The 16032-nt window shown below is 54.7% G+C and carries 19 protein-coding genes; 12 read left to right on the top strand and 7 right to left on the bottom strand.

Annotated features, from left to right (window positions below; translation table 11 throughout):
* Positions 1-8: 8 nt before the first annotated feature.
* Both sugE and FPZ49_RS26915 read right to left on the bottom strand, forming a co-directional pair.
* Positions 9-323: a quaternary ammonium compound efflux SMR transporter SugE gene (sugE, locus tag FPZ49_RS26920; protein WP_144853020.1), complete on the bottom strand. Its 315-nt coding sequence runs from the start codon at positions 321-323 to the stop codon at positions 9-11.
* A 39-nt stretch (positions 324-362) separates the two neighbouring features.
* Complete coding sequence (locus FPZ49_RS26915; RefSeq protein ID WP_144853018.1) at positions 363-971, bottom strand: TetR/AcrR family transcriptional regulator; 609 nt, start codon at positions 969-971, stop codon at positions 363-365.
* A 228-nt stretch (positions 972-1199) separates the two neighbouring features.
* Between FPZ49_RS26915 and FPZ49_RS26910 the strand changes: the two genes are divergently transcribed.
* Positions 1200-1463 carry a hypothetical protein gene (locus FPZ49_RS26910; protein WP_144853016.1) on the top strand — a complete coding sequence of 88 codons (264 nt, stop codon included), beginning with the start codon at positions 1200-1202 and terminating at the stop codon, positions 1461-1463.
* A 56-nt stretch (positions 1464-1519) separates the two neighbouring features.
* Here the strand turns inward: FPZ49_RS26910 and FPZ49_RS26905 are convergent, their stop codons facing one another.
* Positions 1520-2287, bottom strand: a complete 768-nt coding sequence (locus FPZ49_RS26905; protein WP_144853013.1) for a sulfite exporter TauE/SafE family protein — start codon at positions 2285-2287, stop codon at positions 1520-1522.
* A gap of 203 nt (positions 2288-2490) precedes the next feature.
* On the opposite strand from FPZ49_RS26905, the gene FPZ49_RS26900 reads away from it, so the two are divergent.
* The 3 genes from FPZ49_RS26900 to FPZ49_RS26890 all read left to right on the top strand — a co-directional run bounded on the left by FPZ49_RS26900 (position 2491) and on the right by FPZ49_RS26890 (position 4399).
* Positions 2491-2877 carry a VOC family protein gene (locus FPZ49_RS26900; protein WP_144853011.1) on the top strand — a complete coding sequence of 129 codons (387 nt, stop codon included), beginning with the start codon at positions 2491-2493 and terminating at the stop codon, positions 2875-2877.
* A 71-nt stretch (positions 2878-2948) separates the two neighbouring features.
* A complete protein-coding gene (locus FPZ49_RS26895) occupies positions 2949-3575 on the top strand; it encodes a DUF3298 and DUF4163 domain-containing protein (RefSeq protein ID WP_261381643.1) in 627 nt (208 codons plus the stop codon).
* A 134-nt stretch (positions 3576-3709) separates the two neighbouring features.
* Positions 3710-4399 carry an NAD(P)H-binding protein gene (locus FPZ49_RS26890; RefSeq protein ID WP_261381642.1) on the top strand — a complete coding sequence of 230 codons (690 nt, stop codon included), beginning with the start codon at positions 3710-3712 and terminating at the stop codon, positions 4397-4399.
* 81 nt (positions 4400-4480) lie between these two features.
* On the opposite strand, the gene FPZ49_RS26885 is transcribed toward FPZ49_RS26890, so the two are convergent.
* The 3 genes from FPZ49_RS26885 to FPZ49_RS26875 form a co-directional block, all read right to left on the bottom strand.
* Positions 4481-5176, bottom strand: a complete 696-nt coding sequence (locus FPZ49_RS26885; RefSeq protein ID WP_144853009.1) for a class I SAM-dependent methyltransferase — start codon at positions 5174-5176, stop codon at positions 4481-4483.
* A 144-nt stretch (positions 5177-5320) separates the two neighbouring features.
* Positions 5321-5638 carry a dehydrogenase gene (locus tag FPZ49_RS26880; RefSeq protein WP_144853007.1) on the bottom strand — a complete coding sequence of 106 codons (318 nt, stop codon included), beginning with the start codon at positions 5636-5638 and terminating at the stop codon, positions 5321-5323.
* A 143-nt stretch (positions 5639-5781) separates the two neighbouring features.
* A complete protein-coding gene (locus FPZ49_RS26875) occupies positions 5782-6243 on the bottom strand; it encodes a cupredoxin domain-containing protein (protein WP_144853005.1) in 462 nt (153 codons plus the stop codon).
* 195 nt (positions 6244-6438) lie between these two features.
* Between FPZ49_RS26875 and FPZ49_RS26870 the strand changes: the two genes are divergently transcribed.
* The 4 genes from FPZ49_RS26870 (at position 6439) to FPZ49_RS26855 (ending at position 8978) form a co-directional block, all read left to right on the top strand.
* Entirely contained in the window at positions 6439-7041 is a 603-nt protein-coding gene (locus tag FPZ49_RS26870; protein WP_186446131.1) for a DedA family protein, read from the top strand.
* Between the two features lie 132 nt (positions 7042-7173).
* The gene (locus FPZ49_RS26865) at positions 7174-7740 is read left to right on the top strand and encodes a thioredoxin family protein (RefSeq protein ID WP_144853001.1); all 567 of its coding nucleotides are present in this window, start codon (positions 7174-7176) and stop codon (positions 7738-7740) included.
* Between the two features lie 26 nt (positions 7741-7766).
* Entirely contained in the window at positions 7767-8405 is a 639-nt protein-coding gene (locus tag FPZ49_RS26860; RefSeq protein ID WP_144852999.1) for an MBL fold metallo-hydrolase, read from the top strand.
* A gap of 285 nt (positions 8406-8690) precedes the next feature.
* Positions 8691-8978 (top strand): hypothetical protein, encoded by a 288-nt coding sequence (locus FPZ49_RS26855; protein ID WP_144852997.1) that lies wholly within the window; start codon positions 8691-8693, stop codon positions 8976-8978.
* Between the two features lie 222 nt (positions 8979-9200).
* Here the strand turns inward: FPZ49_RS26855 and FPZ49_RS26850 are convergent, their stop codons facing one another.
* Positions 9201-11018, bottom strand: coding sequence for a sensor histidine kinase (locus FPZ49_RS26850; RefSeq protein ID WP_222429974.1), 1818 nt, complete (start codon positions 11016-11018; stop codon positions 9201-9203).
* A gap of 151 nt (positions 11019-11169) precedes the next feature.
* Here FPZ49_RS26850 and FPZ49_RS26845 point away from each other — a divergent pair, with 151 nt between their 5' ends.
* The 4 genes from FPZ49_RS26845 (at position 11170) to FPZ49_RS26830 (ending at position 16008) form a co-directional block, all read left to right on the top strand.
* The gene (locus tag FPZ49_RS26845) at positions 11170-12549 is read left to right on the top strand and encodes a response regulator transcription factor (RefSeq protein WP_144852993.1); all 1380 of its coding nucleotides are present in this window, start codon (positions 11170-11172) and stop codon (positions 12547-12549) included.
* Positions 12550-12648: 99 nt separating this feature from the next.
* Positions 12649-14154 (top strand): ABC transporter substrate-binding protein, encoded by a 1506-nt coding sequence (locus FPZ49_RS26840; protein ID WP_186446127.1) that lies wholly within the window; start codon positions 12649-12651, stop codon positions 14152-14154.
* Between the two features lie 35 nt (positions 14155-14189).
* Positions 14190-15173 (top strand): carbohydrate ABC transporter permease, encoded by a 984-nt coding sequence (locus FPZ49_RS26835; RefSeq protein ID WP_186446126.1) that lies wholly within the window; start codon positions 14190-14192, stop codon positions 15171-15173.
* A 1-nt stretch (position 15174) separates the two neighbouring features.
* The gene (locus FPZ49_RS26830; RefSeq protein ID WP_261381641.1) at positions 15175-16008 is read left to right on the top strand and encodes a carbohydrate ABC transporter permease; all 834 of its coding nucleotides are present in this window, start codon (positions 15175-15177) and stop codon (positions 16006-16008) included.
* Positions 16009-16032: the final 24 nt, after the last annotated feature.

Raw genomic sequence — 16032 nt, 5'->3', positions numbered from 1 at the left:
CACGTGAATTACGCAGTCGCCTTCAATCCAACAATGCCGACCACAATCGCGAGCAGAAACCCGATCCGCAGCGCATCGCGGGGCTCCCCGAACAGCACCATCCCCAAGATGACCGTGCCGAGGGCGCCAATCCCGGTCCAAATCGCGTAGGCCGTCCCAATCGGCAGCTGCTTCAGGGCAAGAGAAAGAAAATAAAAGCTAACGATCATCCCCGCTACCGTAAAAACGCTCGGCCATAGCCGCGTCCATCCGCTCGTATATTTCAGGCCCATCGCCCATACCACTTCCATCAATCCCGCGATGACCAAATAAAGCCAAGCCATGTCATTTCACTCCAATCCTGCTAAGCTGACCGCAGGCGATCAGCTTATGGTTGTATTGTGCATCTGATCCGGGTGCGTTAACCCTTGCCAAAAAATACGCCAAACCGTCTGCAGCCGCTGCTCCCAATCGTCCCGCTCGTAGTAGAACTGCTGGATGAACGTTCCGTCGAGCAGACAATAGAAGGAGGTGACGAGATCCTCCGGCCGTTCCCGGCGCAGCAAGCCCGACTCGATCCCCTCGGTGAAAATCCCGGTGAGCAGCTCCGTGAGCCGCGTCTCGGAGGCGGCAAACTTCGTCTGCAGCGTTTCCTGCATGGAGGCAGGCGGAAACAGCAGCGTCCGCTTCAGAAACGTCATGTGCTCCTCACTGAGCAGATACGTCTGCGAGGTATCGCGAAGAATCGTATAGAGCCGTGACTCCACAGGTTTCTCCCGCAGCCGCTCCAGAAGCTCGGTCATCCGCTCGTTGTGCTCGTGCAAAACATCCTCGAAGACGGACAAAAACAGATCGTCCTTGCTTTTAAAATGGGCATATAATGAAGGGGTCTTGATCCCCACGGCTTTGGCAATTTCCGATAGCGGCACGCCGTCGTATCCGCTGCGCGCAAACAGCTGCAGGGCAGCCTGTTTGATTTTTCGTGCGGTCATGAATCTCGCGCTCCTTCCTAACTAACGGTAATTAGGTAATGCCATTATAGGACCCTTTTTCGCCAAAAGCAAGCCCTTTCTTTATAACAGAAACGATAATCCATCGCCTAATGCCATCTTATCCGTCCGAAGTCCAAGCCGCCGCAAAAAACGCACATAACCTGGATCGTCCCCATATATAATGGATATTACCTTTTGGGTGGACTACATCGACGGGAGGAAAACACCATGGCGCAAGTGTTGCATATCAATATCGCCGATACCGCAGGATGTGTCTATTGCTGTCTTCGTAACAAGGTCGTGCAGCTTGATCAGGAGCAGAAGGAGAACTACTGCCAAGGGTGTGGGATGTTCGCCGGATTCGCCGACGGGCTGGGCGTGGAGTGCTTGTGGATCGATATGCGTCCCGTAAACAACCCGCATGTGGTGACGGAGCCGCTGAAGGAATTCACCAGCAACCAGCTGAAGCAGATTTACAAGCCGAAGCCCTAAAGGCGCACAAAAAAATGCGTCGAGGCGTGATCCGCTTCTAACGCATTTTTGAGTGCTTACATGAATAGATCCCACAGCTGTTTGCCGATGAGCAGCAGCGTCACGCCGATAAACAGCGGCTTCACATACTTCGAGCCTTGCCGGATAGCGAACTGCGAGCCGACCAGCGCTCCGGCGATCATGGACAGGCCCATGGGCAAGCCGTACCCTAAGTGCACCGAACCAAAGTAGAAAAAGGACCCCAAGCTGGCAATGTTACTGGCAAAATTCAGCACCTTGGCATTGGCCGAAGCGCCCACGAAATCGAAGCCGATCAAGAGGAACAAAAACAGCAGGAACGAGCCGGTGCCCGGTCCGAAGAAGCCGTCATAAAAGCCTAGAACAAATGCACAGACGATGGTTGCAATAAGGCGAGGAAGGGTCAGACGAGCGACTTCGCCTCCGTTGCCGTCCCAATTTTTTTTGAACAGGGTGTAGATCAGCACGACGATCAGCAGTCCTACGACCAAGGGCTTCAGGAAGTCGGAGGGCAGCAGGTGCACCGTATACGTCCCTAGCGCGGAGCCGATGAACGAGAGAGGGAAGAGGGCATAGACCATTTTTCCCTTGATTTTGCCGGAAAATAAAAAGGACGCCGTACTCGTCAGCGACGACAGCGTGCCTCCCAGCTTGTTCGTTCCAAGCACCATGCTTGGCGGCAGGCCGGTGAGCAGCAGCGCGGGGACGGAGATCAGACCGCCTCCGCCGACCACGGAATCGATGAACGCGGCTACAAAGCCCGCAGCGATCAGAAACAGGAGCATGTCGAATGATGGCAGTTCCATGGCTGAAAAGTTCTCCTTAATTACGCATTCGTTTGGGATTGAAAATCGATGAAAACAACAGCTTCAAGTATATAGAATCCGACAAGTTTCTACAATCCAAAAGTTTGGAAATTGGTAATTGCAAACGGGACAGCCCCGTGGTATGTTCAAGGCAGACTTTCCTAGCGTTTATCCTAAAATATGGCGAAGGGTGTGCAGCAGCAATGATCCATAAGTTAGAGCATATCGGCGTAAAAGTGAATGACATGGATGCTTCGGTCAAGTTTTATACGGAGGTTCTCGGAATGCGACTGGCGAACCGCGCTAGACTGGATGACGGCGTGGAGCTGGGCTTCTTGTCGTTCCCGGATTCGGACAACATCGAGATCGAATTGATCGGCCGCGGCTCCGACGGGCTGTCCGACAACGGGAAGGTGCATCACATCGCGTTTACCGTGAGCGATATTGAAGCGGAAGTGGAGCGTTTGAAGGGACTTGGCGTAACCATGATCGATGAAGAGCCGCGCGAAATTTTGGGCGGGGTCAAAATCGCTTTCTTCTTCGGGCCGGACGGCGAGCGTTTGGAATATTTTCAGCCGCTAGCGAAGTAATCGGCGGCTCACCATGCTTCTTCCGCGCGCATATACTGCCTTAGCCTACTTTTGGGCGGGGGAGTGGCGTTGTGGAACAGCAGCAAGTGATGGAGACAGAGGCGAGGAAGACGAAAATCGTCACGCGGCGGCTGGAAAAGCCCAGGCTGGACGTTCAATATCCGCAAGTGGTGGGCATGGGTAACCGGCTCGTCAAGCGGAAGATCAATCATTCAATTCTGGATGCGGTCTACGGGCTGATTCAGCGGCAGGGCTATGTCGGCCATCCGGAGAAAACGGTAACTGGGAGCTATCAAATCAAGCTGCACAAGAACGGTGTGCTCAGCCTGCTGTATGCGAGCTCCGGCTATGCGCAGGGGGCGGCACACGGGATCGTGTATCGAAGCTCGCAGACGTTTCATTTGGACGATGCGACCGAGTACAAGCTCGCCGATCTGTTCAAGCCCGGCAGCTTCTATATAGCTCGGCTGAATGTGATCATCAAGCAGGAGCTGAAGGAACGGGAGAAGGAGCAGGATCTCCCTCTCCTTAAGGAGTTCAGCACGATTGCGGCGGACCAGCCGTTTTACTTGACGGAGCGGGCGATCGGTGTTTACTTTCAGCTGGAGGAGTATACGCCGTATGCGGTGTTCGAGGTTCCATACGTTGAGGTATTCGATATTCTCAATTCGGATGGGCCGGTCGGTTTGATGACTTAAGGTTGTTAGAAAGTATTTCAAGAAAAGCTACCGTTAAAACACGAATGTACTTCTCCGAAAGAGCTCCGATCAGGAGCTTTTCTTATTTTTTGAGGGCAGGGCAGACTAAGTTGCAACAGAAGGGAGGACGTTCCATGACAATGGTTACGGGAAAAATAGCAGTGGTGGCGGGTGCCACCGGCTTGATCGGCAGCGAGCTCGTCCGGATGCTGGAGAGCGATCCGGCCTATGCTCGCGTGATTGTCTTAGTGCGGCGGAAGGTCGATTGGGGGGTTCAAAGCAGGGTGGAAACGGTCGTCGTCGATTTTGACCGGTTGGAGGAAGCGCTCGAGGCTGTACCTGTGGGAGGGGCTCATGTATTTTGTGCCTTGGGGACGACGATCCGCAAAGCGGGAAGCCAAGAGGCATTTCGCCAGGTGGATTACGCGTATCCATTGGCGTTGGGACGCGCTGCGGCGAAGGCAGGGGCGGAGCAGTTCTTGATCGTGTCGGCGATGGGGGCGAATGCGGAGTCCGGCATCTTTTACAATCGGGTCAAGGGCGAGGTGGAGGAGGGGCTGAGGCAGCTGGGCTTGCGCGGACTGCACCTGTTTCGCCCGTCACTCTTACTCGGTGAACGCCAGGAATTCCGGTTAGGGGAGCGGATCGGCGCCGTGGTCAGCCGCGGGCTCGCGTTTCTCTTGGTTGGAGGTTGGCGCAAATACCGGCCGATTGCGGCCGCGAAGGTAGCGAAGGCGATGCTCCAAACGGCCGCCGCCGGGCGGGAGGGCGACTTCGTGTATGAGTCGGATGTGATCGAGCAGACGGCAGGCGGTTCGGTGTAGGGACTGGGCAGGGCGAGCGCTGGCCCATCGGCCTGCGAGCCCCAGCAAAGCGGAATTACCGCTTTGGTCGGGTGGCGGGGGCTACTTCTTGGTGGCCACGAGCAGCTTCGAAAAGGGGAAGGTATACCAGAATCGTCGGATTTTGAGGTCGGAGGTCAGCGAGGCGAGGAGCTGCTCGTACTCTTTCGTTTTGCCGAAGTCGGACAGCACCAGCACGCCCCCGGTCCGCAGCACTCGCCACATCTCCAGGATCGCCAGCTCCCGATCATCGGCCGAGCCGATATTATGCACGACAAAATGGGATACCACCGCATCGAACGACTTGTCGGCAAACGGCAGCCGCTGCGCCTCGCCGTCCATGACGCGGATCTGAGGCGTGCCTTCAAGGCGGCAGTTGAGCTCGAGCGCCTGCTGCCCGTTGCCGGACAAGTCCCGTGCGGACCACTTGTCCAGCGCCGTCACCTGGGCGCCTAACGCCGCTGCGCTGATGGCCAGCAGCCCGCGTCCGGTGCCGACGTCCAGCAGCCGCTGGCCGCTGCGCACCCCGGCCTCCCCGAGAATGACGCGGCGGTGCCACAGCTTGATCCAGGTGGAGTAGAGCAGCATCCACGAGCCGATCACGAGCGCCGCCGCCGTGACGGCGATTAGATACACCTGCAGCCAAAGCCAGGGGATCTCGACGGTGGAGAGCAGCACCAGCAGCAGCGCACCGAAGGCAAGCTGCAGCGCTACCCATTGCGGCGCATCGATGCCATATTTGAGACTAAATCGGGTCATTAGGAACATCCTCCTAGTAGTTGATAAGGGCCCGCACCGGCGGGGAGGGCCCAAAAGAGGGGTAAATTTCCCGCACATGGGCCCACACCGGCGCACACCCCTCGCTGGGCTTGTCCTCTCCAAGAGAGACCGCCGCGAGCCGCGTCAGCCTCCGAACGATTCGCGAAACGCTTTCGCCAGTACCTTTGGCTCCACGCTCCACAATTCGGCGATTTCTCCGCATACGTTCTCCTCAAACCAGTTGGCCAGCAGCTTGCGGTTGCTGCTGTTTTCCGCAATGAACGGCAGGTTCAGCATCACTTTTTTATAGTAGACCTGATCTGCTTGCTCCACCAGATCCGGGGCGATATAGCCGCCGCCCAGTTTTTTGCGCGCCCGGTACAGCTCCTTGCTGCAAGCGCGGCGAATGCCGCGGGCTGTCGGCAGAGGCTGGGTATGCTTCATTTTGTTGTCGTTGTGCATGGGGTACGCTCCTTCCACATTGCAACCGTTGCAGCTCTTGTTCTGCTGCTGGTTGTCGGTTGTCAATACCATTGCTATATGCTATGCGGAAGGAAGGCGGGCGGGTACACTTATTTGCGTCTGCCGTTCAGCCAAGTCCCGGCTTACTCGTCCACGACCAAATAGCCGATCATCGGGCCATGGTGTGCGATATCCGGATGAACGAGGCAGATGATCCGGTAAATGCCTGGCTTATCGGCGTGGAATTGGACGACGGTTTCCTGGCCCTTTTTCACTTCGCCCTTGATGCCGAGCCCTTCGATAATAAACGGATGGCTGGCGCCGTTCACGCCGTAGATGCTGAGCCGGATGTGCTCGCCCTTTTTCACGTAGATGGTTCCAGGGTCCCAGCGGTAGGCTTCGAGCTCTTGGCCGGTCGCATCGGTTGTCTTAAACTCGCCGGTAACGAGGTTAATGGTCCGCTCCTGCGCAGGAGCCGGGTTTAAGGCCGTCTCCACCCCGTCTCGGCCAAAATACAGCAAGGTAGCTCCGGCGAGCAAGAGGGCGGAAGCTCCAAGCTTGATGTAGCGCAGCTGGCGCTTGCCGATGATGAATACTTTGGTCATGGTCTGGTCAACACCTTTTTCAAGTAAGATGGTTTGTACCAATGTATGCGCGGGCTTGTCTCGGCATGCTTGAAAACACGAGGGGCGCCCGTGCGGCATGCCGAAGGATATGGTAGAATAGACTGGGGAAATAGGACTAGCACGCGGTAAACGATACCGAGTTGGAGAGGAAGAGACGCTAAGAACATGAGCGAGCTGCTGCACGGCTTAATTCAATCGGCGCTTCACTTTATTGAAGGGCTGGGAGTATGGGGAATTCTGCTGGGATTGATGCTGGAGGTCATACCGAGCGAAATTGTGCTTGCCTTTGGAGGGTATTTGGTTTCGCAGGGCGAGCTGTCGTTGATCGGCGCAATTGTGTTTGGGACGATCGGCTGTCTGCTTCAGCAAGTGATTTTATATTGGATCGGGCGCTACGGCGGCCGGCCGTTTCTGGACAGGTTCGGCAAATTCCTGCATCTGAAGAAAAAGCACCTCGATATCGCCGAGGGCTGGTTCCATAAATACGGCGCGGGCATGGTGTTTACGGCCCGGTTCATTCCGGTGCTGCGCCAGGCAATCTCGATTCCGGCCGGAATGGCGCGGATGCCGCTCAGCAAATTTATGCTGTATACGCTGCTTGGGACGATTCCGTGGGCGGTCATATTCGTCTATTTCGGACGAACGCTCGGCAACAATTGGGAGCAGATCAACGAGGTGGCCGGTCCTTACGTGAAGCCGATAATTTTTGCTTCGATCGTGCTGACCGCACTTTATGTGCTGTGGAAGTTTATGCGTCGGGACAAGACGGCGAAATAAAAATAGAAGAGCCCTGATCCAGCGGCTTGTTGACCGTGATGAGCGTTTGTCAGCAAGTCCAGTTGGAGCGGGGGTCTTTTTTTGGTACAATTATCCGTAGCATGAACATTACCCTTTAGGAGGATGACGAAGATGAGTGCCAATCTGGCGGACAAACTGCGTAAAGGCTTATCCCCTCAGCAATTTATCGACGGCATGACGAAAAACCAGGAGAAATTCCAGGAATGGTACGACAAGTTTGCCTGGGAGAACGCGGACGATAAAGAATTTTTCGAGTCGCTCAACAACCGTGACGATCTGCGCTGCTTAATCCTGATGGCCGACTGGTGCGGCGATGTTGTGCGTAACGTGCCGGCTGTATTTCGTGCGCTGGAGATTTCCGGCATTCCCGTAGAAGTGCTGATCAAGGAAGAGCATCCGGACGTGATGGCTCAGTTTCTGACCGGCGGCGGCGAAGCGATTCCGATCGTCATTTTCACCGACTTCAGCGGCCATGTCCTCGGCCATTGGGGACCGCGTCCGGCTCACGTACAAGCGGTAATGACCAAGTTCAAGCAAGAGAACCCGGACCGCGAGGCGCCGGACTATCAGGATAAAATTAAAGTGGCCCGTGCGGAGATGGGCAATCAATACGGCGAAGGCACCGGCTACCAGTCCGTGATCGTAAAAGAGCTGCGCGAGCTGCTGTCCTCGTTCTAATCCATCCTTAGGAGCATAAGAAAGTCATGGAAATCAAGGAATTGAAGGTGGAAGTGTTCTCGCTCGGACCGCTGCAGACGAATGCTTACCTGCTCTCCCTTCCGGGAGTCAACAAGGGGATCGTCATCGATCCGGGCATGAATCCGCAGTCGCTGCTGAAGCGGGTGAAGGATATGGAGATTGAAGCGATCCTGCTCACGCATGCGCATTTCGATCACATGGCTGGCGTCGATGAGCTGAGGAAGCTGAAGGGCTGCCCCGTCTATCTGCATGATGCGGAGGCCGACTGGCTGACGAATCCGAACCGCAACGGCTCGGCCAAGTGGCCGGAGCTGGGCGGGCCGATCGTGACGGACCCGGCGGAGTATGCGCTGGACGAGGGCCAGCAGCTGAAGGTGCTGGACGGCGTCGTGCTTCGCGTGTTCCACACGCCGGGTCATTCGCCAGGCAGCGTCAGCTTCCTGTACGGCAAGCATCTGTTCGGCGGCGACGTGCTGTTCAAGAACTCGGTAGGCCGCACGGATCTGCCGGGAGGAAGCGAGCGCGAGCTGCTGGATTCGATTCACGGCAAGCTGTTCGAGCTGCCGGATGACACGATCGTGTATCCCGGTCACGGCCCGCGGACGACGATCGGCTTCGAGCGCGAGCACAACCCCTACGTGTAAGCATCAATGAAAAAGAACCGTTCCAACGTGTTTGTCACACGCGCGGAACGGTTCTTTTTTTTACCCCAAAATGCTTCGTACGGCGTTTGTCCGCCCGGGCACGAGTCTATTTTCATACGGATGGGTATTTACCGTGTTCCCGGTAGGTGAATCACCATAGACTGTTGGTGTGTTCGATAGGAGCACGAAACCAGTCCACCAGCGACTGCGGGCTGCTTCGGCGGCACACCGAGTGTGACAGCTGAAGCTGGAACCCGCCAAATTTCATGGAGGTGTCCAATTCCTATGGAAAAATACCCAATGCCTAACGTAATGCCGATGCCGACTCCTTACCCTGCAGCGCCTACAGCGGTTTCTCCGGCGTCGATGATGCCGATGAACGCAAATCCGGCGTTCACTTCTCCAGCTTATAACGCGCCAGCGCCAGTAAACGTGCATGCAAGCTACGAAGAAATCAACATCTATCCGCCGAAAAAGCATCACCACCACTACCACGGATGGACTTCAGCAGGTACAATCCTGGTACTTTACATCCTGCTGGTCATCGTACTTCGCAGCTGCTTTTTCAAATAAGAACTGACGCACATGTAAGCTGGTGGTTCGCACGGTAATGTAACCGGCTCCGCCATCGATCGCGTCAAGGCTCCCTGCAGGTAGAACGGCGATACGCAGCCCACATTGCAGATTAGCGTCCGTTGTCAGCGCCCAGTCAGGAAAGCAGGGAGCCTTGCGAAGGTGGATACAGCCATTACTGGTATTACTTACATAGGTCCGTTCGATTCATGCCGTTAATCATTAACCCCGTGGGAGCCGAATCTCCACCGTTGTGCCTCGCCCCGCATGAGCATTTCGGTACAGCTTCATCGTAAACTGCTCCCCGTGCGCCAGCGTAAAGCGGCGATAGACGTTCTGGATCCCGGTGTGCTGCTGGAAAAAGGGAGAGGAGGCCGCTTCTTGGCCATCCCCGTTCATCAACTGCGATAACACTTCGAACACGTCATCCGCGATGCCTCGTCCATTATCCGACACCCTAAACAGAACCTCTCTGCCTGCCGCGCGGACAGAGATCTGAATCTCAAAGTCGTCAGAGCCGTCCGGATGGGTTAACGGGCTCCAGCCGTATTTCAAGGCATTTTCGACAAATGGCTGAATACTCAGCTTCATGATCGGCATCTCCAGCAGCTCCGGCTCGATGGAGAACACGGTCCGCACACGCTGGCTGTACCGGTAATAATGGATGTGCAGAAAGTCCTCGGTATATTTGATTTCTTCGGCGAGCGGCGCCCGGCCCCCGTCTTTGCGCACGTTATACCGCATCATCCGCGAGACGCACTGCAGCATATCGCTGACCGCTTCCCCGTTATTGTGCAAGGAATACGACTCAATCGTCTCCAGCGTATTGAATAAAAAGTGAGGGTTAATTTGCGCCTGCAGCTGAAGCAGCTCTTTTTCCTTTTCGCTGACCTTGGTTTGGATGACCTCTTGCCGCATAATGTCCAAATCGTCCAGCATTTTATTATAGGTCTTGATCAAAAAGCCGATTTCATCCTGTACCGTATACTCGATGGGAACGGATTTCCCGCGTCCGAGCAGCTGCATGCCGGTCATGAGGCGATACAAGGGCCTGAGCACGATGCCGGTAAATGGATATGCGACGAGCAGGGCTACAATGAAGCTGATCAGTGCGATCACGGAGGTCAACAGTCGCGCCTGCCGCACCCCTTTATTCACTTCGTCCAGCGGTGCAACACCGATCAAGCTCCAATCCCCCATCGAAATTGGATTGGTTATGATCTGGTAGGACTTGCCCTCCAGGGTGAAATTGAATGGCTCGGCGTCGAGCGAACGACCTTTAAGCTCATCACGCAGCGGATATAGCAGAGCAGTAGGCTCTCCGAACTGAAACATCTCTCCACTGCGGGTATTAAACAACAGCACCTGTCCGCTCGGCCCCAGCTTGGTTTGATCCATCAGCTTCTCGAGCCAAGCGGCATCGATCTCGATCAGGATCCAGGCATAAATGGACTGTTTTCTCAGATCGATCACTGGCTTGACGAACGTAACGACCTGCTGGGACGAAGAAAAGATGGAGTAGCGCAGCGGATGCGGGGCGATGAGGCCCTCTTTGGTCATGTCGAACACTTGGCCATACACGGGATCCTGCTGAAACGGATATTCCACCTGTACGTGCACCTTTTGGGATTCCGAATACACTTTGCCTAAGCGATCCACGTATAGGACACTAAGAATTTCTTTTTTCGATTGAATGAGCAGCTGGAGCAGAGGACGAAAGGTAATAGAATAGCCGGCTTGCGCAGGGACATTATCGCGAGGGACCGAAAGGAATTTTTGAAATTCCGAATCGATGAGCACCGTATTCAGCGTTTCATTCACGCCGGATAAATAATTGTTGATTTCACTGGACATATATCGAAGCAACTGGGAGGAAATCGCAGCGGTATAGTGGGTGCTGGAGCGAACGATAAACAGCTGTGACATAAAGCCGACCGTGAGTGCGGGCACGAGCGAGAGCAGAATCAAGATGACGAACAGCTTGCTTCGAAGGGATAGTACGCGCAGCTTTTGATGCATCGTCCTAAAGCCTGGAGTCATGGTGGAGATTCCCCTTTTTACGACAAAATCTTCGGTCGCCAGCAGATCGGTAACGTGGTTAACTAGAGGTAAGGGCTTCCATACAGCATGATGCCCGTGCGTAGTTACTTCGATAGTAACGGCGCAAATTCCTTGCAGAGGTGCGGAAGCGATGAAAATTTGCGTGGTGGATGATGAAAGCGCGGTGCGGGCAGGCATTATCTTCAAATTAAACAGCCTGTCCAAGCCGCTCGATGTGTTTGATGTGGAATTCGGACAAGCCGCGCTGGAAAAGGTGAGACACATCCGGCCGGAGATTGTGATTACGGATATTTTAATGCCGGAGCTCACCGGCTTGGAGCTGCTTCAGCAGATCAAGCGCGAGCTGCCGGCGACCAAGGTCGTTCTCCTGAGCGGCTATAACGAATTTGAATATGCGCGTAAAGCGCTGCAGCTGGGCGCCACGAATTATTTGCTGAAGCCCGTCGACCGCGGAGAGCTGCTGGCGCTGGTGACAGCGGTGGAGCTGGAGGGACAAGAAAGGCTGGCGGCAGACGTTCACACCTATGCAGCCCAATTGTCGGAGCATCACATTGAGCTGGAGCTGCTTAGTCTGGAGGCGGCTGATCTATGGAATGACGAGACCGCTCCAAAGCGGATCGACCTCACCGACAGTGATGGCGATGGTATTTCCGCCACAGGTAATTTGATCTTCACCTTTCAGTGCAACCGAAATATTAATGGTGCTGTGCGCGAGTGCAGCTGGACGGAGCCGGGCTGTTTTACGGGGAAGGAGCAGTTCGTACCGGCCTTGCTCAAGAAGCTGGAGCGCTGGGAGGCTACTCGCTTTTTCGGTGCCGCAGCTCCCCCTCATACGACCGGAGAGCCTCAGCTGAAACAAGCCGCTCAATTGCGGCAAGCCATTCTTCACGCGGTGAAAGAACAGGATGTGCCAGGGCTCGAGCTGCAGCTGTCCTCTTACCTGCACTGCGTTGGAGGGTTCAGCCTGAAATCGCTGCGCAAGGAATGCTCCTATCTGATGGCGGCGCTCGACGAGGCACTGACCACCAGGTACGACATTACGATGGTGGAGGAAAATAAACTGGCCTATTGGACCAGCTGGATGGAGCAGCATCCGCATTGGAGCTGCCTGAAGGAGCGTCTGACGAAATTCGTGCTGGGCGGGGTAAAAGCATTGGCAGAGGTCGGTCAAGCCGAGCCGATGGATCTGGTGGACAAGGCGATGCAGCTCGTGCTGCGCAATATTGGGGGAAGCATCAGCCTCGAATCCGTCGCCGCTTCGTTATCCGTGCACTCGGTGACGTTAAGCCGAATTTTCAAGCAGCACACCGGGGAAAACTTCGTTCGCTACGTCGTCCGCCAAAAAATGAAGCAGGCTGAGCGACTGGTGCTGGAGAGCGACAGAAAGGTCGGCGACATCGCGGATGAGGTAGGCTACGCCGATTACCGTTACTTCACTCTCTTATTCAAGCAGGCGTACGGCCTGACCCCCACGGACTACCGGAAAAAGCATCGGGGCGCAGAGCGTTAAAAAGTTCCTACCTGCGATTAATTTATTCTCCTACCTTTGATGGAAGCGCTTAACTATACTTGGCTTGAAGGGACCACATTTGGTATAGGGGGATTGAAAGTGAAAAAAACGCTCACCACTAGCTTGATGACGATGCTGGCTTTAAGCGCGGTATTGTCGGGCTGTAACGGGTCGGACAGTGCCCAGCCTGCAGACGGGAAAGTCTCGGATAAAAACGCGGATAAAAAGCCGGTGACCCTTAAGTTCTGGAGCCGCTGGCCGGAGTCGCAGCAGGTGTTCGAGCAGGCGTTCAAAGAGTTTCATGAGAAATACCCTTGGATTACGGTCGAAATGCCGCCCGTTGCGTCAGCGCAGTATGCGGCCCAGCTTCAGGCAGCGGTAGCGAGCAACGATCTGCCGGATATCTTCGCGAACCAAAGTGCCGTTCCCATGGACCAATTGAACCAGCTGGGACTCATCCGCGATCTGGAGGATGTCCTCCCGCAAAAGAAAAAGGACGAGTTCTACGAAGGAACGTGGGCAGAGGGCTTTACAACGCTTGGTGGCAAGGTGTATGCGCTGCCCCATTTTACCCCTCGCCGGTATGCCCATGTAATGTACTATAACCTGGATGTTCTGAAGAGCGTAGGCTTATCCGAAAAGGACGTCCCCAAATCGTGGGATGAGCTGGTCGCCGTAGGGAAAAAGATCAAGGAGAAAAACAGCAGCATCTATCCGCTCGTTCTCGGGGTCAAAACGGACTGGCTCATGGGCGGCTTCATTGGACAGATGGCGTCCGCCATTTACCCGGATGTGCTGCCTAACGATGGCGTGAACGCCGGATTTAATTACAAAAAAGGCGAATACGAGCATGCCTCTGCCGGGATCGTCCAGACCATGCAGTTCCTCAAGCAGCTGCAGGACGATAAAATTCTTCATCCGAACAGCTTGGTCATCGATTACCGTGAGGCATCCACCTTGTTCGCCGGCGGCAAAGCGGCTTTCGTCATCGACGGTACGTTCCTCACGGCCGAGCTGCAGCAAAATAACAAGTTTAACAACTTCGGCGTAGCGCCGCTGCCGACCAAAGACGGGAAGCCGCAGTATTATGCATTCCAAGGGGAAACGAAGGCCGCCATTCACGTCAGCAAAAATACGAAGCATTATGAGGAAGTAAAGCTGTTCCTCCAGTTTTATATGGACCGGGTGTATACGAAAGAGCTGGAAATGGGCGTAGAAGGCTCTCCGATTATTGCCCAAAACAAAGACACCAAGGTGAATAACCCTCAGTTCGTGCAGGCTCAGACAATCCAGGATCAGACGTTCATTTTATCGCCGCATCAATACACTCGCAATACAGCTGCGGTCAAGGTCAACACGGAGCTCAACGGGAAGAAGCCGAAGGAGAATCTCGGTAAAATCTTTGAAGGCTATTTAGCCGGACAAATCAAGGATCTGGAAGGGACACTCAAGAAGCTGAGCGCGGATTACAATACAGCCCTGCAGGAGTCGGTCAAAAAGGTGGCGGCCAGCGGCACTAAAGTAAGCATGGATGACTATAAGTTCCCGAACTGGACTCCGATGCAGCCTTATTCCAAAAATAAATATGACGAGCTGGGCAAATAATGCCTGGCTTGTCATCCGGTAAAGGAGAGGCAGCGATGAGTGTACAAACGTCCGTAAAGCCGTTGACCGCTACGGCCGTCGTGAAAACGAAAAGGGAACGCATCCGCTACATGTGGGCGTACTTATTCCTTTTGCCGCAGCTGTTGTTTTTTATCGTGTTTACGATCTATCCCATCATCATGAGCTACGTTTACGCCTTCTTTGATTGGAGCGGCTTCGGCCCTTTGACCAATTTTGTGCGGCTGGAAAATTTCACGAAGCTCATCCATGACGATAAGTTTTGGAACGCCTTTCGCAACAGTTTGATTTACATGGCCTCCAAAACCGTCATCCTGATGCCCGCGACGCTCATTATGGCGCTAATTCTCAATCAGGCCTTCTTCAAAGGAAAGGTCATTTACCGGACGGTGTATTTCTTGCCTGTCGTGACGACCACCTCGATTGTCGGGATCATCATGAAATTTATTTTCGGCAACGAAAACGCGCTGGTCAATGAAGTACTGATCGGACTCGGCCTCCTTAAGGAACCCATCCCTTGGCTGGGGCAGGCCGGTACGGCGATGGGGGTGCTGATCCTCGTCGGCTCGTGGAAATTTTTCGGCATGATGATGGTGTACTGGCTGGCGGGTCTTCAATCGCTTCCCGGTGATGTGTATGAAGCCGCGAAGGTCGACGGAGCAAGCTACTGGCAAACGCTTAAGAGCATTACCCTGCCGCTGCTCCTGCCGGTGGCTGCCGTCATTTTGCTGCTCACGGTCGTCAACAGCATGCATGTGTTCGATCTCGTGAAGACGCTGACGAACGGCGGGCCCTTTTTTGCCACGGAAACGGTCGATCTGTACATCTACAACTACGCCTTCAGCACGAGCGGCTTCCCGCAAATCGGTTACGCGTCGGCGGCCGGCATCGTGTTTGGCTTGACGATGTTCGTGATGACGCTGGTGCTCGGCTGGCTGGTGAAGCTGACCAAGGATAAACAGGAAGCGCAGGACGCCCGATTGTCCAGAGGAGGGATTTGACTTGGCCCAAAAACGTGCTTTCGTGGACGGGGTGTTCCATTTCATTCTGATCGTGTTCGGTGTGATCTGGATCTACCCGTTTATATGGATGATGTTCTCCTCGCTCAAGACGAATACCGAATATATCAATTCGGGCTTCCAGCTATTGCCTGAAACGGTGCAGTGGGAAAACTACGCCAGAGCCTGGAAGATCGGGCATTTCTCCACGTATTTCTCCAATTCGGTAATCATCACGTGTACGACCGTGGCCATTGTCATCCTCCTGTGTGCGTTAACCGGCTATGCGTTGGGGCGCGTTGCGTTCCCCGGCCGGAAGCTGTTTGTGGTCGCCATCACGGCTACGATGTTTATTCCGAAGGGCTATACGATTATCCCGATTTACCAGATTATTAAAAGCCTCGGGCTGCTCAATACGCTGCCCGGCATTATTCTAGCAGAGTCCTCCGGCGCGCACGTCCTTTTTATTCTGCTATACATGACGTACTTTGCTAATCTTCCCAAGGAGCTGGAAGAGGCTTCGGAAATGGACGGCTGCGGATTTTTCCGCACGTTCTGGCAGGTCATGCTGCCGCTCTCCAAGCCGATCGTGGCCACTACGGCGATCATGCAGTTTATATGGACATGGAACTCCTTTTTCGTGCCGCTGATCTTTAGTGTCAATAAACCGGGTCTGCGTACGCTGGCGGTGGGCATGTATTCGTTTGTCGGCGAGCATACGGTGGATTGGTCCGGGATGGCGGCCGGCGCAACCATTTCCGTGCTTCCTGTCATCATTGTTTTTATTGTGTTCCAGCGCTTTTTTATCGAAGGGATTTCCGGTTCTGTCAAAGGGTAAACCAGGGTAATCTACTTTCTCTCA

Source organism: Paenibacillus cremeus (assembly GCF_007786445.1).
GTDB classification, from domain to species: Bacteria; Bacillota; Bacilli; order Paenibacillales; family NBRC-103111; genus Paenibacillus_G; species Paenibacillus_G cremeus.
The sequence above is the reverse complement of the archived record's forward strand: the minus strand, read 5'-3'. Positions and strand labels throughout refer to the sequence as shown.